The organism is Deferrisoma palaeochoriense (assembly GCF_054656955.1).
Window position 1 is genome coordinate 53,979 of the sequence record NZ_BAAHXI010000001.1, and the last position, 21,671, is coordinate 75,649.

Sequence of the window (21,671 nt, forward strand, 5' to 3'; positions counted from 1 at the left end):
GCCGCACGGCCCGACCCCCGGCCCTACCGGGACCGGGGGAGGTCCGGAGGGCCGGGTCCCCGGGGGCGGCGAAGGATAGCAAAACCCAAGCCGCCGGCCAAGGTGAGGCAGACGGTCGGGATCCAGGGGCGGACCCAGACCTGGGGAGGGGGAACCCCGGGGGACAGCGGTACCTCCACCACGAAGGCGTCCCGGGCCCCCAGTTCCGTGGCCCGTAGCATCTGACCCCGCCGGTCGAAGGCGGCGCTCACCCCCGTGTTGGCGGCCCTCACCAGGGCGAGGCCGGTTTCGGCGGCCCGGAGCGCGGCGAACGCCAAATGGTGATAGGGACCTGCGGTCCGGCCGAACCAGGCGTCGTTCGTCACCACGGCAAGGAGCCGCGCCCCGGCCCGGGCATGGGCAGCCGCAAAGGACGGGAAGATGCTCTCGAAGCAGATCAGGGGGCCCACGGGGGCGAGGCCCGGGGCCACGAGGGGGCGGACCCCATCGCCTGGGGAGAAGTCGCCGGCGCCTTCCACGAGCTTCTTGAGGAACGGCAGGTACCGGCCCAGGGGTACGTATTCGCCGAAGGGCACGAGGTGGACCTTGTCGTAGCGCCCGGCCAGAGTGCCTTCCGGCGACATCAGGAAGACGGCGTTTCGGTACTCGACCTCGCCACCACGCCGTTCGTACGCGGGCGCGCCAAAAAGGATCCAGGCGCCCAGTTCCCGGGCCAGGCGCTCGATCCGGGCCCGTTCGGGCCCGGGATCCTGGGCGTAGAGGGGTACCGCCGTCTCGGGCCACACGATGAGGTCAGGCCGGGGGCGAAGATCCCGGCTCAGGCGTTCGTACCGCTCCAAAGTAGCCGCCCGGTAGGCCTTGTCCCACTTCACGGCCTGGTCGATATTGCCCTGGACCACGCCGACGCGGATCGCCCCGGAGGCGGGAGGAAGGGGCGAGGGGAGGCGGGCGAGGCCGGCCCAGCCCATGGCCGCAACAAGGGGCACGGCCAGCGCGGCGGCCCCGGGCTTGGTTCCGCGGCCCAGGTGAGCCAGCAACCACGCGGGCGCCACGGCCAGGGCGGCCGCGGCCAGCCGGATTCCGTCGGTCCCGGCCCAGGGGGCCAGCGCCAGGGCCGGGGACCAGGCCCACAGGGCCTGGGGGACGTCGCCCCAGGGGAACCCGCCGAGGAACCAACCGCGCAGGGCCTCGGCGCCGGTCCACACCAGGGGCGCGGTCAGAAGGGCCGAGGCCGGGGACTTCCGGCCCAGGGCGGCGCAAACCCAGCCGCACAGCCCGGGAAAGAGCGCCAGGTACCCCGCCAGGAGCCCCACGCACCCGGCCGCAGCGGGCCAGGGGAGCCCCCCGTAGGCGGCCACGGTGGGCGCGATCCACCACAGGAGCGTGCCGAAAAACCCAAGGCCTTGGACCCACCCCAGAAAAAACCCCCGGCCCGGGGCGGCGCCGAGGGTGGCCGCCCACAGGGGTGCGGGAAGCGCCAGCGCCAGGGGCCAGATCCCCACCGGGGGAAACCCCGCCGCGGCCACCAGCGCCCCCCAGCCGGCCAGGCCCCAGGCCCGGGGGTCACGCCACTTCGACCCGGTTTCGGCCATTCGTCTTGGCGCGGTAGAGGGCCTCGTCCGCGGCCTTCAGGAGTTCGTCGGGGGAGCGGTCCCGGCTCCCCGGAACAAGGTCGGCCACGCCCATGCTCACCGTGACCGGCAGCGTCGCGCCGTCGCCGATCGGCACGGGTTCGGCCTCAATCCGGGCCCGGAGCCGTTCGGCGAGGGCGCGCGCGTGGGCCGCGTCGGTCTTGGGCAGGAGGAGCACGAACTCCTCCCCGCCGTAGCGGGCCACCAGGTCCTCGCCCCGGACCCCCTCCTTCAGGACCTCTACCAGGTGCACGAGCACCCGGTCGCCCACCGGGTGGCCGTAGGTGTCGTTGATCCGCTTGAACCGGTCCAGGTCGATCATCACGCAGGCCAGTGGCTCCCCGTGGCGGGTGGCCCGGGCGTATTCGGCCCGCAGCCGTTCCTGGAAGTGGCGGTGGTTGTAGGCCTTGGTGAGGCCGTCGGTCACCGAGAGAAGCCGCAGTTCCTGGTTGGCCGCGTCGAGTTGGCGGGCCAGGGCTTCGAGTTGCTGGTTTTTGGCCTCGAGTTCCAGGTTTTGGCGGAAGAGCCGTTTTTGCAGGGCCCGGATCCGCAGGAGGCTTCGCACCCGGGCCACGAGTTCCACGTTGTCGAAGGGCTTCGAGATGTAGTCGTCGGCCCCGGCGTCGAGGCCGCGAGCCAGGTCCTCCACGTCGCCCTTGGCCGTGAGCATCAGGATCGGGATATAGTCATCGTTGGTCTCGCGCCGCCGGAGTTCCCGGCACACCTCGTAGCCGTCCATCTCCGGCATCATGACGTCGAGGAGAATCAGATCGGGGGGGCGTTCCCTCACCTGGGCCAGCGCCTCCCGGCCGTCCTCGGCCTCCCGGATACCGTAGCCCTGGGCCCTCAGGACGTCGGTCACCATGGCCCGCACAATGCGGCTGTCGTCCACCACCAGAATCTCAGCGGACGCCATGGCGCACCTCCGCCCGGGGTTCGGTTCCCAGCGCCTCGAGGACGGCCCGGGCCATCTCCCCCAGTCCCACCACCCGGGTGGCGGCCCCCACCTCGATCGCCGCTTTGGGCATGCCGAAGATCACCGAGGTCTCCTCGTCCTGCACGAGCACCGAGGCGCCCGCCCGGCGGAGGGCCAGGGCCCCCTGGGCGCCGTCGCGACCCATGCCGGTGAGCACCACTCCCACGGCCCTCGCCCCGTACTCCCGGGCCACGGCCTCAAACAGCACGTCGGCCGAGGGGCGGCAGGCGTTCACCGGCGGCCCCTCCTGGGGCACGGCCCGGCCGTGGCGAACGGCCAGGTGGGTTCCGTCGGCCGCCACATAGAGGGTGCCGGGGGTGAGTTCCACGGGCCGCTCCACCACCGTTACGGGGTGGCCGGTCTCCCTTTCGAGCCATCCGGCGAAGCCCCGAGTGAACCCCAGGCTGATATGCTGCACCAGAACCCCTGGACAGGGAAAGGGCGGCGCCAGATCCTGAAGGAGCCGCTGGACCGCCCGGGGGGCCGCCGGTACTCGCGGCGATCGCCACGATGCGGTCGGGCCGGGCGGGGCCCGGCGGGGCGGCCCGGGGCGGGGTCTCGGCTTCCTTCGGCCCCGCCGACCACCCCCTGCGCCGCCCCACCTTGGCGTAAAGCTTCACCCGGGAGCGCAGGTCCTCCGCCACGGCCGCGTAGGCCTCGGGCGTCACCGAGGCGTCGGGTTTGGGGAGGGCCTCGAAGGCCCCGGCCCGGACCGCCCGGAAAGCGCTTTGCACCTCCCCCGGGTTGACCGTGGCGCTCAGGATGACCACCGGCGTGGGGCACCGGAGCATGATCCGCTCCACGGCCTCGAGCCCGTCCATCACCGGCATCTGCACGTCCATGATCACCACGTCGGGCCGGAGCGCCTCGCAGCGCTCCACGGCCTCCAGGCCGTTTTCGGCCTCGGCCACCACCTGGATCTCGGGGTCGGCCTCCAGGAGGTCCCGGAGCACCGCCCGCACCACCCGGGAATCGTCTACGAGCATGATCCGGATCAACGGCAGTCTCCCTCTGTTGCGCTAGAAGGGCAGGAGGCTGGAGTGCGGGAAGGCGGGTATCGCCGGCCGCCCGGGGGTTACCGCGCCCCTTCCCCCTGACCGAGCAGTTCCGACACGATGGCCGCAAACTCCCTTTGCCGGAAGCGGTCCTTCGGCAGGAACGCGTTCGCGCCGGCCTCCTGGACACGCTCCGCGTCCCCCGTCCGGTTGGAGAGGACGACGACCGGAAGCGAGGCGGTGGTCTGGGTCGACCGGATCCTCCGGATGAGCCCGTACCCATCGAGTTCGGGCATGTCCAGGTCGGTGACCACGAGGTCGATGCGCTCGCGCCGGAGGAGTTCCCAGGCCTCGGCGCCGTTCGACGCCAGCACGGGCTCGTATCCGCTCGCCCGCACCACCTGCTCGAGCATGTGGCGGGTCGTGACGGAGTCGTCGGCCACCAGGATCCGCATGGGGCCCCGGGGGGCGTGCGCCACCTCCCGATGGTTGGCCTCCCACTCGGCCCAGCGCGAATAGAGATCCAGAACGTTCAGCACCGGCAAGGCCTCCCCCGACGGCAGGAACGACACCCCGAGCACTAAGGGCGCCCCGGCCAGATGGGGTCCCAGGGGCTTTAGGACCAGCTCCCTTTCCCCCTCGATGCGGTCGACCTCGAGGAGCATGGCGCGGTTCCGAAACCGGAGCCGGACCACGCCCACCCGGGCCGCGGGCCTCCCCCGCTCCACCCCGAGCGCCGCGGCCAGGTCGATCACCGGTGCCACCCGATCCCCCGCGTCCCACAGCCGGCCCCGGGCCTCGAGGTCCCGGACCGGCACGGACTCGCAGCGGTCCACGAACAGGGCCGGCAAGGCGTAGGGTTCGTCGCCGGCTCGGACCACGAGGGCCGACAGGGTGGTGAGCGACAGGGGCAGCAAAAGCCGGAACCGGGACCACCGGCCGGGTTCGCTCTGGATCACGAGGGACCCCTTGAGCTTCTCGACCCGCAGTTTCACCACGTCGAGGCCCACCCCCCGGCCGGACACCTCGCTCACCCGGTCCCGGGTGGAGAACCCGGGGCGGCAGAGGAGGTAGAGGGCCTCGTCGTCGGTGAGGGTTCGGGCCTCCTCCTCCGAGAGGAGGCCCTTCTGGACCGCCTTGCGCCGGATCTCCCGGGGGTCCAGTCCCCGCCCGTCGTCCTCCACCTCGATCGTCACGGCGTTGGAGCGGTGATAGGCGCGCAGGGTCAGGCGGCCCCGTCGGGGTTTCCCGGCCCGTTCCCTCTCCTCCGGGGATTCGATCCCGTGATCCATCGCGTTACGGACGAGGTGGGAAAGAGGCCCCTGGATCGCCCCGAGGAGCGACCGGTCCACCTCGGTGAGCCGCCCCTCCACGACGATCTCCACCTCTTTGCCGAGTTCCCGGGCGAGGTCGCGTGCGGTTCGCCGGAACCCCTCCAGGAGATCCCCCAGGGGAACCATGCGAAGCGCGAGGACCTGGTTCTGGAGTTCTCCCACCAGGCGGTCGAGATGGCCCAGTTCGTCCAGGAACTGGCTGAATCCTCGGCCGGCCACCATGCGGGCCATGCCCCGGAGCGCATCGACCTCCTCCGGTTCCAGGGGGCGGTCCGGATCCTGCCACCGCAGGAGGCCGAGGTGGGCAAACGCCCGCCGGAACCGCTCCATCCGGGCCAGGATGGCGGTGCGTTGGGTGGCCAGGTCGTCGACGAGGTTCTGGAGTTCGTCGAGCCGCCCGGTGGCGACCTTCAAACGGGCCGGTTCGTCGGGCGGCGGCGCCGAGGGAGGCTCGGTGCCGGCCGGGGAAGGGGGCGGCCCGGCCGGAGCCGAGAGGCCCTCGAGTTCGCGGCGCAGCCGGTCGACCCCCTGGAGCAGTTCGGTCACCGTGTCGGGGGTGAACCCCTCGGTCGCGGCGGCCTTGAGGCGATCCTCGAGGGCGTGGGCCTCCCGGCTCACGGCCTCCAGGCCGACCATGCGGGAGCTCCCCTTCACGGTGTGCGCGAGCCGCATGGCGCTTCGGAGCGCCTCGGTGTCCCCGGGGTCCTGCTCGAGCCGCAGGAGCCGCTCGCCCAACCGCTCGAGGAGTTCCTCGGCCTCCTCGAGGAAGATCCGGACGTACTTTTCGTCCACCGGCATCGCGGGATCAGACCGTGAACCCCTGGGCGCCCAGGTTCTCCTGGGCCAGGTCCTTGAGCCGCCGCGCCAGTTCCTTCAGGTTGATCACCGCCTTTTCCACCTGCTCGGCGGAGCGGTTCACCTGCACCGCCACGTCGTTGATGTCGGTGATCGTGAGCACCAGTTGCTCCCCGGCGGTGGCCTGCTGCTGCGTGGCCACCGTGATCTCCTTGGCCGATTCCTTGGTCTGGCGCACGAGCGCGAGGATCGTCTCGAGGCTCTCCCCGATCTGGTCGACCCGCTCGGCGCCGGCCCGGGCCGTGGTGGTCCCCTTCTCCGTGGTCAGGAGCGTCGCGTTCACCGAGTTCTGGATCTCCTCCACGAGCGATTTGATCTGGCCGGTGGCTTCCACGGTGCGCTGGGCCAGGCGCCGCACCTCCCCGGCCACCACCCCGAACCGCTTGCCGTGCTCCCCGGCGCCGGCGGCCTCGATGGCGGCATTGACCGCGAGGAGATGGGTCTGTTCGCTGATCTCGTCGATGATGTCCACGATGCCCCCGATCTTCTGGGACTTCTTGCCCAGATCCATCATCGAGGCCGCGATGGCGCCCACCTGCTCCTTGACCTCCCGCATCCCGGCCACGGCGTCGCGCACGGCGTCGCGCCCCTTCACGCAGGCGTTGAAGGTCTCCTCCGCCACCCGTTCCACGCTCTCCACGTTGGCCGAGATCTCGTTGGAGGTCGCCGCGATCTCCTCGGCGGTGGTGGTGGCCTCCTGCACGGCCGAGGCCTGTTCGGCCGCGCCGCTCGACTGTTCCATGGCGATGGACACCAGCGACTCGCTCGAATCGTGGAGCTTCTCGACCGCGTCGGCGAGCGCCGTGGCCACCGAGGCCGAGCGCCGCAGCGTATCCCGAAGGTGGGTGCGCAGGGTGTCGAGGTGCCCCGCCAGTCGCGCCATCTCGTCCTCGCCCCGGATTGACACCTCCTGGGTCAGGTCGCCTCCCGCCATGCGCCGGGCCGTGGTTTCCAGTTGGAAGATGGGCCGGAGCACGAGCGAACGGACGCTCACCAAGACCACCAGGGCGACCAACACGACCGTCACCGCGAAAAGGCCCAACTGGCGGTTCCGGATCGTGGCCAACTGGGCGTCGAAGTCCGAGAAGTCAAACCCCACCAGAATGGCCCCCAGATAGGGGGCGTCGGACGCGTGGCAGGTGGTGCAGACCCCCTGGTTGTGAAGCGGCACGGCCTCGGTCACGTGGCCGGCCCGCCTCAGTTCCAGGAGACCCGTGGCCTTGGAGCCCGACTGGACGAGCCGCTCCAGTGCCGGGTCGTCCAGCTTTTTGCCGATTTCCGCGGGCCGTCCGCTGTAGCGCACAGTGCCGTCGGGCGTCACGATCCGCAGGGCCTCGATCCCCGCGGTGGACACGGCGTTCTCCAGGATCTTCTGGAGTTCCTCCATCTGCCCTTCGACCATGGAAAAGAGGAGCGTGTTGTACACGAACGTGGCGAAGCTCTCGTTCGTCCGGGTCTGGAGGTCCACGACGGTGCGGCGTTGGACCCAGGCCGTGTAGGCGCTGGCGAGCCCCAGGAGGACCACGAGCGTGGCCGCGGTGGACACGGCGATCTTGGCCGAAAGGCTTCTGCGAAACGCGCGCAACATGAGGCACACTCCTTCCATGTCCGCTAGGAAGCTAGAATGCTGGGAGGCCGGAAAGCCCACTTCGATTCGAACGGCATCGCAACCCCCAACTTCGGGCCCCGGCCCGGCCGTTGCGTTCCTTCGTTCCGGGGTTTCGTTCCTACTCCGTCGTCTCCGTTTCCGGAACGGCCGATCCCCGCACGAGGGCGTCGGGGTCGAGAAGCGAGACGGGGGGTTCCGTGTCCCATTGGCCCGCGACCACCCCGGCCGGGGCGTTGGGCCACGGGGCTTCGACCGGCCGTACCTCTTCGTCCGGCACCGGTACCACGTCCACGATTCGGTCCACGGTGAAGGCCGCGCGCACCGGGCCGCTCGCCAATAGCACCAGGTACCCCCCCTGGGACGGGGGAAGCCCTAGGTAGGCGTTCGTGTCCACCACGGACACCACCTCCCCCCGTACCCCGGCCACGCCCAGGATATGGGGGGGCACCCCGGGCAGTCGGGTCACCCGGGGGCGCCGGACCACTCCCTTGGCCGCGGCCGCCGGGACCGCCAGGCGCCGTCCCCCCGCTTCGACGAGGAGGGATAGGGAGCCCGACCCGAGTTCGGTCTCCTCGTCGTCCTGGCGGTTCCAGTACTCGGCCCTCACGGCCTCGAGCCAGGCCGACAGATCTTCCGACGAAGGACTCATGGCGCTTCCCTCTCGCTCTGGGGCTACGGCCCGAGGGTCCGAGGGCGATCACGGGGATTGCCTCGGCTCCCGGGGACCCCGGGGTCAATCGCTTCCCGTTCTCCTGGCGGGCCCCGCAGCCCCGGGAAAGGCTTGCTCCAGCAGTTCGAACACCGCCTCCGGGTCCATGCCGCCGGTCATCCACCGGGGAACCCGCGCGGCCGCGACCCTCTGCCCCAGCGCGGCCTCGGCCTCTGCCTCGGCGGCCCCCCGTTCCCCCCGCCGGGCCAGGATCCAGGCCCGGCTGACCCGCGCCATGACGAGGGCGGGGTCGCGGTCGAGGGCCGCTCCGTAGCGTTCCAGGGCGGCCGCGTCGTTTCCGTTTCGCTCCTCCAGCAGCCCGCACAGGTAATGGGCCTCCGCGGGCGCTCCGGAACCGGCGGCCGCAGCGGAGGCCAGGGCCAGGGCCTCCCGTTCCCTTCCCTCGTTGGCCAAGAGGAGGGCTCGGCCCAGCAGTCCTCGGGGGTCCCGGGGGGCGGCTTCCAGGATGGCGTCAAATCTCTGTCGGGCCTCGGCGAACTCCTCGGCGTCCAGGAGCGCGACGCCCGCCCGGTAAAGGGCGGCCAGGTCCGGCCGGCCCTCGGGATCCGGCCGTCTCGGCTCGGGTTTCGGGGGCGCCGCCGGGGCGATGTGACTCCGGCGGTAGTAGAAGCAACCGGTGGAGCGTACCGGGGCGAGGTCGGGGCGCCGCGGCCAGATCGTTTCGGAGGGGCCGAGGAAGAGCGCGCCGCCGGGTTCGAGGGCCGACACGAACAGGTCCAGGGCCTCCGACACCGACTCGGGCCGGAAGTAGATCAGGGTGTTCCGGCAAAACACGGTGGCAAACGGCCCCCGGGCCCGGGCCCACTCCCGGGCGCACGGCGTGAGGAGGTCCTGGCGCTCGAACCGGACCAGGCGGCGCACGTGATCGGCGATCTCCCATGCCCCGTCCGTTCGCCGCAGGTGCCGGTCGAGGAGCGGCCGGGGCAGGTTCCGGACCGCCCGGTCGTTGTACCGGCCGACCCGGGCCCGGGCGAGGCTCGGGCCGTGGACGTCGGTGGCCAGGATCTCCACGTCCGCGTCGGGGCCCAGCACCTCGAGGCATGCGATGGCCAGCGAGTACGCTTCCTCCCCGGAGGCGCACCCGGCGGACCAAACCTTGACCGGCCGGCCCCGCAGGCGCGGGAGCACCTCGGCCATGAGGGCGGTGAACTGGCCCGCGTGGCGCCAGAAATGGGTCTCGTTCACGGCCAGGAGCGCGGCGATCGCCTCGAGTTCCTGGGCCCGGAACCGGGCCGATCCGAGTCTGCGCACATAGGCCTGGCAGGTGGGGACCAGCCGGGCCACCAGGCGGGTCGAGATCGCCTCGGCCAGGGCACGACGTCGGTCGGCCCGGATCGCGAGCCCGCGCTCCCGCTCCACCAGGGCCGCCACCAGGTCGAGTTCCCTCTCCCCCGGGCCGGAGCACGGAAGCGGCCAGGCCCGGGCGAACTCGGCCCAGTCCCGGGCCGCCGCCATCACGGCGTTAGCCAGGGTCCGGGGCGATGCGGTGTCGGGAAGGGTTCGGTAGGCCCGGGGCGCGGCCTCGGGGGGAAGGTCCCCGGGATGCACCAGGATCACCCCGGGGGGGGGCATGGGACGTCCCCGGGCCCAGTCGCAGACGGCCCTGAGGCGCAAGGGATCCGCCCCCGTCACCACGGCTACGGGTTGCCCGCCCCCGAGGGCCGCGTCCAGGTCCGGGGTCGGTTCGGCCGGTACCCCCAGGGAGGCGAGCGAGGCGGCCACGGCCTCGGCCCGGCCGGGCGCCTCGGCAACCACCCGGGCCAGCGGGCCCGGGGGAAGGGAACGATTAGGGTCGTTTCGTCTCACCGGCGGACGGTTCCTCGTTCGAGCGGCGGATCAGGACTTCCTTAACCCGCCTCTTATCGGCGTCCCGAACGAGGAACTCAAGTCCGCGGTACCGAAAGACCTCCCCGGGGCGGGGAACACGTCCCAACACGTGGAACACGAGGCCGCCGATCGTCTCGACCCCGTCCACCTCCAGTTCGGTGCCCAGGAGGTCCTCGAGTTTCTCGAGGCTCACCCGGCCGGCCGCCCGGTAGCCCTCCCGGGTTTCCAGGACCTCGTCCTCCAGGTCGGGTTCGTCCTCGATCTCCCCCACGATCTCCTCCACCACGTCGGAGGGGGTCACGAGCCCGGACACGCCGCCGTACTCGTCCACGGCCAGGATCAGGGGCACCCGGCTGCGTTTGAACTCCTCCAGCAGGGCTTCCAAGGTGAGGGTTTCCGGCACGAACACGGCCGGTCTGCAGATGGTTTCGAGCTTGGGGTAAGGGGGGGGCGAGCCCCAGAACCGGAGCACGTCCCGGGCGGTCACGAACCCGATCACGTCGTCGAGGCTCCCCCGGTACACCGGGATCCGGGAGTGCCCCTCCTCGACCATGAGGCGCACGAGGTCCGGCAACGCGTCGCCCTGTTCGGCGGCCACGATCTCGGTCCGGGGCACCATGATCTCCCGGACCCGGGTTTTCCGGAGCGAGAGGACCGAGAGGAGCATCTCCTCCTCCTCCGGATGGAGCACGCCCTCGGCCGTGCCCTCCTCGATCAGGTCCTCCATCTCCTGCACCAGATCCCGCCGGGGGCGGAGCCGGCGGCGCATCCAGTCCACCAGAATGGCCCAGGGGGAGGGTTTCGGCCCGTCGTTCATCGCGGGGGTCCTCCCAGCACGAGGAAGTGAAGCCCCAGGGCGATGGCCGTGCCGAGGACGGCCCCGGCCGCCACCTCCGCCCGGGAATGGATCCGGAGCAAGAGCCGGCTGTGGCTCACCATGAGCGCCAGCAGGCAGGCCAGGGCGGCCACGAGCCAGTCCCGGGTGTGGAGGGCGAGGAGGGTAGCCGCCGCGAACGACACCGCGGCGTGGCCCGACGGGAAGCCGCCGTGGAGCGGGGTGCCCCGGCCCAGGAGGGCCTTGAGGAGCACCACGGCCACGAGCACGGCCAGGAGGATCGCGGCGGCGGCCATGGGGCCGGTGGGGCCGGCGGGAAGCGCCGCGCCGAGGCGGGAGAGCCGGGGACCCAGCACCACCCACCCCACGGCCGCCGCCCCGAAGGATGCCACGAGCACGGCGCCGGCCGCCACGTCCTTGGCCGATCGGGCCCGGGGATCGAAGTCGGGGCAGGCGATGTCCACCACGGACTCGAAGGCCGTGTTCAGGAGTTCGGCCGCCAAAACGAGCCCCGCGGCGAGGCACAGGAGGGCGAACTCCCCGGGTGTCACCCCGAGTCGGGGCGCGAGGATGAGCACGGCCAGGGCGGCCACCGAATGCCAGCGCATGTGGCGCTGGGTGCGCACGGCCTCGAGCACCCCCTCCACGGCGCAATTGAGGGTTTCGAGCCAGGTCTCAGGCTTCACGGGCGATCGCCTCGAAGAGTTCCTCCTGCCGGGCCTCCATCTCGGCGGCCCGGTGGGCCTGATCGCCCTCGTGGTCGTACCCGAGCAGGTGCAGGACCCCGTGGAGACACAGGTAGAACACCATGTCGTCCGGGGCCCAGCCGGCCTCCTCGGCCTCCCGGGCGGCCGTGTCGAGGCTCACCACCACGTCGCCCAGCACCGGGGTGTCCGGGTCTGCGAACTCCCCCTCCCGCTGCGAGAAGCTGATCACGTTGGTGGGGGTGTCGAGCCCGAAATAGGCGCGGTGGAGGTCCCGGATGTCCTCGTCCGAGCACAGCCAGACGGAGAGCTCCGTGGCCTCGTCACAGCCCGAGGCGCTTAAGGCGCTCTTCAGCCGGTTGCGCAGCCTCTCCTCGTCGATCCCGGCTTCCGGCCGATCGTTTCGGATCCAGATCTCCATGGGCGCGGCGTTCCTTGTGGGCCAAGAGGGGGTAGTCGATCCGCTGATGGTGGATCCCGGTCAAAATCCGGGAAAAGGCCCCGGCGATCCGGTGGAGATCCCGGAGCGTCAGGTCGCACTCGTCGAGCTGCCCGTCGGCGAAGGTCCGGTTGATGATGTTCTGGACCATGCCCTGGATCCGCGCGGGCCGAAGGTCGGGCAGGGTCCGCGACGCGGCCTCCACGGCGTCCGCGAGGAGAACGAGCCCGGCCTCCCGGGTTTGGGGTTTGGGGCCGGGGTAGCGGTAGTCGGCCTCCCGGACCTCCCCGTTTTCCCGCCGCGCCGCCTTTTCGTGGAAGTACCGGATGAGCCCCGTGCCGTGGTGCTGCTGGAGGATGGCCTCGATCTCCCGCCCGAGCCGGTGCCGGCGCGCCAGTTCCACCCCCTCCTTCACATGGGACGTGAGAATCAGGCTCGAAAGCCGGGGGGAGAGGCGATCGTGGGGATTTCGGCCGGCCGCCTGGTTCTCGATGTAGTAGGACGGCTTCGAGATCTTCCCGATGTCGTGGTAGTAGGCGGCCACCGTGGCCAGGAGGGCCCGGGCGCCGATGGCCTCGGCCCCCGCCTTGGCCAGCGACCCCGTGACCAGGGAGTGGTGGTACGTTCCGGGCGCCCGGAGCATGAGGTCCCGCAGGAGCGGGTGGTCGAGGCTCGAAAGCTCCGTGAGCCTGAGGTCGGTGGTGTAGCCCAGCACGGCCTCGGCGAGGAAGACCAGGAGCAGGGACAGGGCGCCCGCCGATAGCCCTCCCGCGAGCCCCCACGCGGCCGCCCAGCCGGCCTGGGCCCAGGGTTCGGTGCCCAGGAGGGCGTAGGCCCCGGCCACGGCCGCCTGGGCCAGACCGGCCCACATCCCCGCCCGGAGGTAGGCCGCCCGGCGGCCGGCCCGTCCCACCCCGTGGGCCCCCACCAGGGCCCCCGTGAGGTGGACGAGGGCCGCCTGGAGCGGGGCCGGTGTCGCCAGGGCTCCGAGGAGCGACAGGGGCACCGCAAAGATCACGGCGGTCTCCGAGTTCAGGACGGCCCGCACCGTGAGGGCTCCGGCCGCGAGCGGCACGGCAAGGGATGCGGCCGCCACGCCGCCCGGGACCCCGGCGCCCGCCGCCACGGCGAGCCAACCGCGCTCCAGGAAGGCGAGGAGCAGCACGAGGCCGCCCAGGAGCACCCGGTCCCTGGGGTCGCTCCGGAACTTCTTCACGTTTCGCCGGCCGTACTCGAAGGGGATCCAGATCCCCAGGGCCCAAAGGGCCACGAGCCCCAGGGCCCGGCGGGTGCCCACCCCGGTGCCGACGAGCTCGGCGTGGGTCCGGAGCCGCCGCTCCTGTTCGGGGCTCACCCGGTCCCCCTCCCGCACGATCATCTCGCCGCTTCGGATGAGATACCGAACGGGGGCCACCGACTTTCTGGCCTCGTCGCGCCGCCGCGCCGTCTCGTCGGCGTTGCGGGTCACGTTGGGCCGGAGGACGTGCCCGGCCACGGCCCGGGCCACCCGTTCCATGCCCTGAGCCTCTTCGGGGGCGAGGGCGATCCGGGCCTCGTCGAGGGAAAGGGGCAGAGTCCAGGGGGTGAGGGCGCGTTCCTCCCGGGTGCCGAGGTCCCGGATCACCCGGGGGCGGCCGGCCGGCGTGAGCGCCTCGGGGGCCGCCGCGACGCCCCGCTGGAAGAGCGGCCGAAGAAGGCCGCGCACCCGTTCGAGCACGCGGCGGCGGGTCCCGGCCTCCAGGACCGTCCGGGCGGCCTCGGGGGAGACCTCGATCCCCAACCGTCGGCCGAGTTCCTGGGCAGCCTCCCCCCAATCGGGGACCACCGGCCCCTCGGGCCCGACCGGGGAGGGAGGATCGACGTTCAGGGCGGCAGCGGCGGCCTCGAGCGCCTCCTCCAGGGCCCCGGGGTCGAGGTCGAACACGTCCGGCACCGCGTCCACCGCGGCCCGCTGCCGGGCCAACGTGGCATCCTCGTCGGGGACCGTGAAGTCCCGTTGGGCCTTCACGTTTTCCGGCGCCACCTCGCCCGCCGGGTAGACGGGCGCCCGGGCGGAGAACGGAAACCCCGTCACCAGGCCGGCTGCGGCGGCCAGGCCCAGGAGCCAGAGCGTGGAAAGAAGGCGCCGCCGGACCGGGGAGGGACCGCCGCCCGGGGCGGTTCGCGACGTAGGGGGTGCGCGCATGGTGGCGGCATGCTAGGACAGGGGGACAGGGGAGTCAAGAACGCCGGAATCCTCTGGAAGAACGATTGTTTTCGTGCTTTCGCTATGTTAGGGTTTGGGGCGCTCCCGGCCGGTGGGAGAGGGGGCCTCCGCCGGGAACCGCGACCCGTCCGCCGAAAGGAGGTTTTCCGTGGCACAGGGAGCCAGCCTGAGGGAGGAACTCGAGGAGATCAACCGGGATCTCCGCAAGACGTTCCTGAAGCTCCAATCCCTTCTGGAGAAGAAGCGCCGGGCGCTCCAGGAGGCGGAGATCCTGGAGGACGAGCGGGAGCGGGAGCGGTTGGCCGAGGTCATCGGCCAGATCGAGCGCAAGCTCAAAGAGATCCGCGAGATCGGTATCTTGCCTCCCGCGGCCACGGGATGAGCGCCGTGGTCCGGACCCTCCTCGTCATCGGCCCCGAGCGGTCCTGGATCCCCCCGAGCGGGACGGCGGTGGGGGGATTCACCCTCACCGTGAGCCGCGCCGACACCCTGGACCGGGCGCCCGCAGGGGATTGGGACGTGGTGGCCTTCCGGGTGGACGCGTTGGAGGCGCCGTCGCCCGAGGACGCGTTGGGCCGGCTGCGGGAACGGGCCCCCGAGGCCACGTTCCTGCCCGTGACGCCGGCGCCCGATCCCCGTGAGGCCCTGGTCTACCTGAAAAGCGGCGCCTACGAGTACCTGGAGGAACCGCTCGCCCCCGAGGAGTTTCTGCGGGCCTTGGCCGAGGCCCTGGAGAACCGGGAGGCGTTTCGCGAGATCCTGGAGCTGAACCGTACCCTCGAGGCCCAGGCCGAGCAGTTGCGCCGGGAAAAGGAGGAGTTGGAGCGGCGAAACCGGGAGCTCCAGGCCGTGAGCCGACTGGCCCAGGATCTCGCGGCATCCCTTGAGCCCCAGGAGGTCGTGGACCGCCTGGGGGCCCGGCTGGGGGAGGTGTTCGGCGGCCGCCCGGTGCGGATCGGGTTGTGGGGCCGTGCGCCGGGCGGGCTGGCCGTGGTGGACGGGACCGGGCCCCGGGAGGTGGAGGACGCGCCGGGCCCCTGGACGGCCCGGGTGCTTCGGGGGGAGGAGGTCCGGGAGCGGGGCGAAGCCGGGGATCTCGTGGTCGTCCCCATGCGGGCCCGGGACCGGGTGGTGGGGTTCCTGGCGGCCGGGGGCGCTTCCCCGATTCCGGACCACGAGGTGGATCTTCTGCGGATCTTCGCCGACACCGCGGCCATCGCCCTGGAGAACGCCAGGCTCTACCAGGCCATGCGCGACCTCTCGGTGCGCGACGAGCTCACGGGGCTCTTCAACCGCCGCTATTTCCAGGAGCGGCTTCAGGCCGAGTGGAACCACGCCACCCGCCACCGGATCCCCCTGGCCCTCCTGGTGATCGACATCGACCATTTCAAGCGCCTCAACGACGGCAACGACCACCTCACAGGCGACGCGGCCCTTCGGAAGCTCGCGGAGCTTCTCACCCGCAACACCCGGGGCATCGACACCGTGGCCCGGTACGGGGGCGAGGAGTTCGTGGTGATCCTGCCCCAGACGAGCCGGGAGGGCGCCCACGCGGCCGCCGAGAAGCTGCGGAAGGCCGTGACCCGCACCCGGTTCCCGGGGGAGGATGCCGTGCCGGGGGGGAAGCTCACGGTGAGCATCGGGGGCGCCTGGTGGCCCGGGGGCGCCGAGTCGGCCGAGGAGCTCCTGGAGCGGGCCGACCACGCCCTCTACGAGGCCAAGCAGGGGGGGCGGAACCGCACCCGGCTCTGGGCCCCCCAGACCGAGGGCGATTCCCTGGCGAGCGCCTGAGGCCGGGATCCCGCGGGGAGGTGTCCCGCCTCCCGGGCCCCCGCGTCCCCGCATCCCAAGGTCCCGGCGTCCTCGCGTCCCAACCGCCCTCACTCCCCGCCTTCCCGGGTTTCGACCTGGACCCCCCGGGTCAAAGTGCGGTGGACCGGGCAGCGGTTCGCGATCTCCAAGAGCCGCGCGCGCTGGTCGGCACTGAGGCCCTCCCCCACGAGTTCCACCACCCGCTCCACCCGGTCGAGCATCCCTCCGCCCCCGTCCCCGCACCCCTCGCAGTCCTTGGCGTGGATCCGCTCGTGGCGCAGCCGGGCCACCGCCTCGGCCAGCGGCCAGCCCTTGCGCCGGGCGTACATCTGCACGGTCATGGTGGTGCAGGCCCCGAGGGCGGCCAGGAGAAGGTCGTAGGGCGACGGCCCCTCCTCGGTGCCCCCGACGGAGCGGGGCTCGTCGGCCACCAAGGTGTGGGCACCGGCGGCGATCTCCGTGCGAAACCCCCCGGCCGCGGTGCGCACCGTGACCGCCGCGGGCTCCGGGCCGGGCCCGGCCGCCTCGGGCAGGTAGCGCTCGGCCCAGGCCGCGATGACCCCGGCGGCGTACCGGGCGTCGGCCGGCGCGGAAAGCAGGTGGTCGGCCGTGTCCAGGCTCACGAAGCTCTTGGGATGCCGGGCGGCCTGGTAGAGGCGCGCCGCGTGCTCCAGGCCCACCACCCGGTCGAGGGGGCTGTGGAGCACGAGGAGCGCCCGGCCGAGGGCCCGGGCGGCCGAGGCCACGTCGTGGCGGCGCAGGTCCTCCACGAACCCCGGGTCCAGGGTGTAGGGGCGGCCCTCGATCCGGAACGCCGGGCCCTCGGTGGGCACCAGGTGCTTTGTGGCGTGGAGCGGGTCGGCCGGGGCCCCGAGGGTCACCACGGCGCGCACCGCCGGGAGGTCCCCCGCCACCAGGAGCGCCGCCGTGCCTCCCAGGGAGTGGCCCACGAGCAGGTGGGGCCCCCCCTCCCGGGCCTCCAGGAACCGGGCCGCGGCCCGGAGGTCGGCCAGGTTCCCGGCCAGGGTCGTCCGGGCGAACGCCCCGGTGCTCTCCCCGAGACCCGCGAAGTCGAAGCGCAGCACCGCGATGCCCCGTTCGGTCAGGGCCCGCGCCAGGTGCACGGGCCCCTTGAGGTCCTTGCCGCAGGTGAAACAGTGGGCGAACAGGGCCGTGGCCCGGGGCGGGCCGTGCTCGGGCCGGTCGAGCCGGCCCGCGAGTTCGGCCCCGCCGGGGCCGGGGAACCGGACGGCGGTGGATTGCATGGCGTCTTCTCCTGGCGAAGCGGGAGCGTTCCGGTAGGATGCCAGGACCCGGCCCCGGGGCAAGCCGTGCGCCGGGGCGAATCCGGCCGAAGGAGGGATCGACGAGGTGGCAAGGCGGATCCTGGTGGTGGAGGACGACCCCGGCATCGCCGGGGTGGTGGCGGAGAACCTGCGGGACTTCGGGTTCGAGGCGGAGCGGGCCGGCACGCTGGCCGAGGCCCGGGCCCGGCTGCGGGCCGGGCGGGTGGACCTGATCGTGCTCGACCTCTCCCTGCCCGACGGCGACGGGCTCGATCTGTGCCGCGATCTGCGGGCGCGGGGGAATGCGGTGCCGGTGCTGGTGCTCACGGCCCGGGGGTCGGAGCCCGACCGGGTGCTGGGGCTGGAACTCGGCGCCGACGACTATCTGACGAAGCCCTTCGGGGTGCGGGAACTCGTGGCCCGGGTCCGGGCCCTCCTGCGCCGGGCCGAGCGGGCCGTGTCGGCCGACCCGGCCGAGGAGGCGCCCATGGAGCGCCGCGGGCTGCGGATCGACCCGGCCCGGCGCCGGGTCTGGGTGGAGGGGCGCTCCGTGGCCCTCACGGCCACCGAGTTCGACCTGCTCCTCCACCTGGCCCGGTATCCGGGCCGGGTGTTCACGAGGGCCCAGCTCCTGGAGGCGGTGTGGGGGTACGGCCACGAGGGGTATGAACACACGGTCAACTCCCACATCAACCGGCTGCGGGCCAAGATCGAGGACGACCCCCGGCGACCCCGCTACGTGCGCACGGTGTGGGGCGTGGGCTACACGTTCCCGGACGACGAGGACGGGGGGGCACGGTGAAGGTGTTCCGCACCCTGTACGCCCGGCTGGCCGCCGTGCTGGCGGGCCTCCTGGCCCTGGTGGCCGTCGCCTCGGTGGCCACCACCCTCTGGGCAACCCGGCGGTATCTCACCGACGCCCATTACCGGCTCCACCGGGACCTGGCCCGCCGGTTCGTGTCCGACGGCCTGATCGGCGCGGGGGGCGCCGTGGGGGAGGACCGGCTCCGGGAGATCTTCCACACCCTCATGCAGGTGAACCCCTCGATCGAGGTGTACCTCACCGACCCCCGGGGCCGGCTGCTGGCCTATTCGGCGCCGCCCGGCAGGGTGCGGCTCGAGGCGATCGACCTCGGACCGGTCCGGCGGTTTCTCGCGGGAACCGGGGAAGGACCCGTGTGGGGCGACAACCCCCGGGCCCCCGGGCAACGGGCGCTGTTCTCGGCGGCGGAGGTGCGGGCCGACGGGGAGCTGCGGGGGTACCTGTACGTGGTCCTGGCCGGGGAGCCCTACCGGGGGGCCCTCGAACTGTTTCGCGGAAGCTACGTGGCCCGGCTGGTTTTGCTCAACACGGCGGGGCTCCTCGTGGCGGTGTTCGCGCTGGGGCTCCTCGGGTTCTTCTGGGTGACCCGGCCGGTGCGCGATCTTCGCCGCCGCGTCGAGGCCTTCCAACGGGAGGCCGGGGAAACGGTCGATCCCAGGGAGGACGGCGACGAACTGCGGGCGCTCGCGGCGGCCTTCGACCGCATGCGCGAACGGATCGCCGACCAGATGGCCCGGATCCGCCGGGCCGACGAGGAGCGGCGCGCCCTCATCGAGGGGATCTCCCACGATCTTCGCACCCCGCTCGCGTCCCTGCTGGCCCATCTGGAAACCGCGGCCCGAAAGGGCGTCCGGGAGGGGGCGGAGGGATCCGGGCATCTCGCCGAGGCCCTCGCGGCCGGCCGAAGGCTCGCGCGCCTGGTGGACGAACTCATGGCCCTCGCCCGGCTCGACGCCCCCGACGCGGCCCCCTCCCCCGAGACATTTCCCCTGGAGGAACTCGTGCAGGACGCGGTGCAGTCCTTCGCCGGCGTGGCGCGGTCCCGCGGGGTCGAGGTGCGGGTCGAACCGCCGGAGGAGCCCCTGTTCGTGCGCGCCGACCTCGGGCTCGTGGAGCGGGCGGTGGAGAACCTCCTGCACAACGCGGCCCGCCACAGCCCCTCCGGAGGCCGCGTGACGGTGCGGTTCCGCCGGGTCCGCCCGGGGTGGGTGGAGACCTCGGTCTGCGACGAGGGCCCCGGGGTGCCCCCCGAAGACCTGCCCCACGTGTTCGAGCGGCGGTTTCGGGGCCGGCCGGAAGCCGGGGACGGCCACGGCCTGGGGCTCGCCATCGTACGGCGGGTCGCGGCCCTCCACGGGGGCACCGTGTCCGCCCGGAACCGGCCCGAGGGGGGCGCCGAGTTCTCCTTCACCCTGCCCGAGCCGCCGCCTTCGCCCGAGGCCTGAGGCCCCCGCACCGGCCCGCCCCGGGCCGAATTCCACCCCGTGACGAAATCGTTAGGATTTCCGGACAAGCACGGGATCTTTCCCCGCTACCTTTGTCCCCACGGTGGGTTTCCCCAAGACGCCCGAGGGGCGAAGGAGGACGGCATGCGACGAGGACTGGTGGGTGCGGTGGCGATCCTGGGCTGGTTCGCCGGCGGAGCCGTGGCGGCGGAGGTGACCGTGGAGGTCACCAACGCGACCCATGGCGTGTATTTCACCCCCCTTCTGGTGACGGCCCACGGGGCGGACGAGTTCCTGTTCGAGGTGGGGCAGCCGGCCTCCGGGAGCCTTCGGGCGATGGCCGAGGGAGGGGATCTTACGGGCCTTCTGGCGGACCTGGGCGGCGCGGACGCCGACACCGTGGCCGACCCGGCGGGCGGGCTTCTGGGCCCCGGCGAAACGGCCACGGCCCGGCTCGACACCGGGGCGGGCGGTCACGGGTTCCTTTCGATCGTGGCCATGGCCCTGCCCACGAACGACGGGTTTGTCGGGTTGGACCGGTGGCCGATCCCGGCCGAGCCGGGGGAGTACCGGCTGACCCTCAACCTCTACGACGCCGGGACCGAGGCGAACGACGAGCGGATCACGGGGGGCGGGGCCCCGGGGGAGCCGGGCATCCCGGCCGACCCGGGGGAGCACGCGGGCGAGGGGGCCACGGGGGCCGCCGGCGCCGATGCCAACCCCACGGTCCACGTCCACCGGGGGACCCTCGGCGACACGGACCCCGACGGCGGCCCGAGCGATCTGGATCCGGCGGTCCACCGGTGGCTCAACCCGGTGGCCGCCGTGCGGATCACGGTCCGATAGGAGGGGCGCCATGCGAACCGTGTTGTGGACGTTTTCGGTGTTTGCCGCCCTCTCCGGGGCGGTGGGGCTCACGGGGTGCGGCGGCGACGACGGCGACGGCCCGCGGCGGGCCGAGTACCGGATCACCGTGATCAACGCCACGAACCGCCAGCCCCTCTCGCCGCCGGTGGCGATCGTTCACCAGGCCGGGTACGAGCCGTGGGCCGTGGGGGAGACGGCGTCCGATGGGCTGGAGCGGCTGGCCGAGGCGGGGGACGGGGCGGCCCTCCTCGCCGAGGCGGCGGGGAATCCGGCCGTCGTGGACCGGGTGGCGGCCGCCTCGGCCGTGGCGCCGGGGGCGTCGTGGACCGTCACGCGGTCGGTCGAGGTGTCCGCCGATCTGGCGGTCGACGTGGCGGGGATGCTGGTCAACACGAACGACGGGTTCGCGGCCGCCCGGGTGGCCGCGGGCAACCTCCCGGTGGGCGGTGTGGCCCGGGCGGAGTTGATCCCCTACGACGCCGGCACCGAGACGAACACCGAAACGGCGGAGACGATCCCGGGGCCCGCCGGGGGTGGGGAGGGGTACAACCCGGAGCGCGAGGCCGGCGGTGGCGTGCGGGTGCACCCCGGGGTGGTGACCGCGGCGGAAGGGCTGGCCGGATCGGCCCTCGACGCCTCCCACCGGTTTCTGGCCCCGGTGGGATGGGTCGAGGTGGAGCGCCTACGGTGATCGTGTAGCGTCGGGCCGCCGGTGTAAGCCGGAAGCCGGCGGCCCGACAAAGGAGACGAGGGCATGCGCCAATCAAGAGCGTTGACGAGGGTCTGGGGCGCGGTCGTGGTCGTGGGGATCACGGTTGCGGCCGGATGGGCGGGGGAGAAAGGAAGCCAAACGATGCGGATCTATTCGGTGGAGAAGGGCGGGTACGTGGAGGCCGAGCCGGTTCGCCTCTCCGATGCCGACTGGCGGGAGCGGCTCACCCCCGAGCAGTACCGGGTGCTCCGGCAGGAGGGCACCGAGCGGGCGTTCACCGGCGCGTACTGGGACCACCACGAAACGGGCGTGTACCGGTGCGCGGGGTGCGGCACCGACCTGTTCCTCTCGGAGCACAAATTCGACTCGGGCACCGGGTGGCCCAGTTTCTGGCGGCCCGTGGCCGAGGAGAACGTGGGCACCAAGGAGGACCGCAAGTTTTTCATGGTGCGCACGGAGGTGCACTGCGCCCGGTGCGGGGGACACCTCGGGCACGTGTTCCCGGACGGGCCGGCGCCCACCGGGCTTCGGTACTGCATCAACTCGGCGGCCCTCGCGTTTGCGCCGCTTCCGAGGGGGGAGTAG

General features: G+C 72.7%; 19 protein-coding genes and 1 pseudogene. 7 read left to right on the forward strand and 13 right to left on the reverse strand.

Features of this window, described 5'->3' with window-relative positions:
• Positions 1-23: 23 nt before the first annotated feature.
• The 12 genes and pseudogenes from lnt to ACYQ8L_RS00310 form a co-directional block, all read right to left on the reverse strand.
• Entirely contained in the window at positions 24-1,592 is a 1,569-nt protein-coding gene (lnt, locus tag ACYQ8L_RS00255) for an apolipoprotein N-acyltransferase (RefSeq protein WP_459939740.1), read from the reverse strand.
• Positions 1,564-2,547, reverse strand: a complete 984-nt coding sequence (locus ACYQ8L_RS00260; protein WP_459939741.1) for a diguanylate cyclase — start codon at positions 2,545-2,547, stop codon at positions 1,564-1,566. The genes lnt and ACYQ8L_RS00260 overlap by 29 nt, the downstream gene beginning before the upstream one ends.
• The gene (locus tag ACYQ8L_RS00265; RefSeq protein WP_459939857.1) at positions 2,534-3,058 is read right to left on the reverse strand and encodes a CheB methylesterase domain-containing protein; all 525 of its coding nucleotides are present in this window, start codon (positions 3,056-3,058) and stop codon (positions 2,534-2,536) included. Before ACYQ8L_RS00265 ends, ACYQ8L_RS00260 begins: the two co-directional genes overlap by 14 nt.
• Before the next feature lie 238 nt (positions 3,059-3,296).
• Positions 3,297-3,593: pseudogene (locus ACYQ8L_RS00270) on the reverse strand (response regulator); the annotation flags it as partial.
• Positions 3,594-3,682: 89 nt separating this feature from the next.
• A complete protein-coding gene (locus ACYQ8L_RS00275) occupies positions 3,683-5,734 on the reverse strand; it encodes a hybrid sensor histidine kinase/response regulator (protein WP_459939742.1) in 2,052 nt (683 codons plus the stop codon).
• Between the two features lie 7 nt (positions 5,735-5,741).
• A complete protein-coding gene (locus tag ACYQ8L_RS00280) occupies positions 5,742-7,379 on the reverse strand; it encodes a methyl-accepting chemotaxis protein (protein WP_459939743.1) in 1,638 nt (545 codons plus the stop codon).
• Between the two features lie 139 nt (positions 7,380-7,518).
• Positions 7,519-8,049, reverse strand: a complete 531-nt coding sequence (locus ACYQ8L_RS00285; RefSeq protein WP_459939744.1) for a chemotaxis protein CheW — start codon at positions 8,047-8,049, stop codon at positions 7,519-7,521.
• 84 nt (positions 8,050-8,133) lie between these two features.
• The gene (locus ACYQ8L_RS00290; RefSeq protein ID WP_459939745.1) at positions 8,134-9,936 is read right to left on the reverse strand and encodes a CheR family methyltransferase; all 1,803 of its coding nucleotides are present in this window, start codon (positions 9,934-9,936) and stop codon (positions 8,134-8,136) included.
• Positions 9,917-10,774, reverse strand: a complete 858-nt coding sequence (locus ACYQ8L_RS00295) for a hemolysin family protein (RefSeq protein ID WP_459939746.1) — start codon at positions 10,772-10,774, stop codon at positions 9,917-9,919. The genes ACYQ8L_RS00290 and ACYQ8L_RS00295 overlap by 20 nt, the downstream gene beginning before the upstream one ends.
• The gene (locus ACYQ8L_RS00300) at positions 10,771-11,478 is read right to left on the reverse strand and encodes a diacylglycerol kinase (RefSeq protein WP_459939747.1); all 708 of its coding nucleotides are present in this window, start codon (positions 11,476-11,478) and stop codon (positions 10,771-10,773) included. The genes ACYQ8L_RS00295 and ACYQ8L_RS00300 overlap by 4 nt, the downstream gene beginning before the upstream one ends.
• Entirely contained in the window at positions 11,468-11,917 is a 450-nt protein-coding gene (gene ybeY / locus ACYQ8L_RS00305) for an rRNA maturation RNase YbeY (RefSeq protein WP_459939748.1), read from the reverse strand. The genes ACYQ8L_RS00300 and ybeY overlap by 11 nt, the downstream gene beginning before the upstream one ends.
• Positions 11,820-14,009 carry an HD family phosphohydrolase gene (locus ACYQ8L_RS00310; RefSeq protein ID WP_459939749.1) on the reverse strand — a complete coding sequence of 730 codons (2,190 nt, stop codon included), beginning with the start codon at positions 14,007-14,009 and terminating at the stop codon, positions 11,820-11,822. Before ACYQ8L_RS00310 ends, ybeY begins: the two co-directional genes overlap by 98 nt.
• 280 nt (positions 14,010-14,289) lie before the next feature.
• Between ACYQ8L_RS00310 and ACYQ8L_RS00315 the strand changes: the two genes are divergently transcribed.
• Positions 14,290-14,523: a hypothetical protein gene (locus ACYQ8L_RS00315; RefSeq protein ID WP_459939750.1), complete on the forward strand. Its 234-nt coding sequence runs from the start codon at positions 14,290-14,292 to the stop codon at positions 14,521-14,523.
• Between the two features lie 5 nt (positions 14,524-14,528).
• Positions 14,529-15,932 carry a GGDEF domain-containing protein gene (locus ACYQ8L_RS00320; RefSeq protein WP_459939751.1) on the forward strand — a complete coding sequence of 468 codons (1,404 nt, stop codon included), beginning with the start codon at positions 14,529-14,531 and terminating at the stop codon, positions 15,930-15,932.
• An 89-nt stretch (positions 15,933-16,021) separates the two neighbouring features.
• On the opposite strand, the gene ACYQ8L_RS00325 is transcribed toward ACYQ8L_RS00320, so the two are convergent.
• Entirely contained in the window at positions 16,022-17,218 is a 1,197-nt protein-coding gene (locus ACYQ8L_RS00325; RefSeq protein ID WP_459939752.1) for a bifunctional alpha/beta hydrolase/OsmC family protein, read from the reverse strand.
• A 106-nt stretch (positions 17,219-17,324) separates the two neighbouring features.
• On the opposite strand from ACYQ8L_RS00325, the gene ACYQ8L_RS00330 reads away from it, so the two are divergent.
• From ACYQ8L_RS00330 to msrB, 5 genes are all read left to right on the forward strand, one after another.
• Positions 17,325-18,041 (forward strand): response regulator transcription factor, encoded by a 717-nt coding sequence (locus ACYQ8L_RS00330; protein WP_459939753.1) that lies wholly within the window; start codon positions 17,325-17,327, stop codon positions 18,039-18,041.
• A complete protein-coding gene (locus ACYQ8L_RS00335) occupies positions 18,038-19,507 on the forward strand; it encodes a sensor histidine kinase (protein ID WP_459939754.1) in 1,470 nt (489 codons plus the stop codon). Before ACYQ8L_RS00330 ends, ACYQ8L_RS00335 begins: the two co-directional genes overlap by 4 nt.
• A 144-nt stretch (positions 19,508-19,651) precedes the next feature.
• Positions 19,652-20,353, forward strand: coding sequence for a spondin domain-containing protein (locus ACYQ8L_RS00340; RefSeq protein WP_459939755.1), 702 nt, complete (start codon positions 19,652-19,654; stop codon positions 20,351-20,353).
• Positions 20,354-20,363: 10 nt separating this feature from the next.
• Complete coding sequence (locus ACYQ8L_RS00345; RefSeq protein WP_459939756.1) at positions 20,364-21,065, forward strand: spondin domain-containing protein; 702 nt, start codon at positions 20,364-20,366, stop codon at positions 21,063-21,065.
• Between the two features lie 162 nt (positions 21,066-21,227).
• Positions 21,228-21,671, forward strand: coding sequence for a peptide-methionine (R)-S-oxide reductase MsrB (gene msrB, locus ACYQ8L_RS00350; RefSeq protein ID WP_459939757.1), 444 nt, complete (start codon positions 21,228-21,230; stop codon positions 21,669-21,671).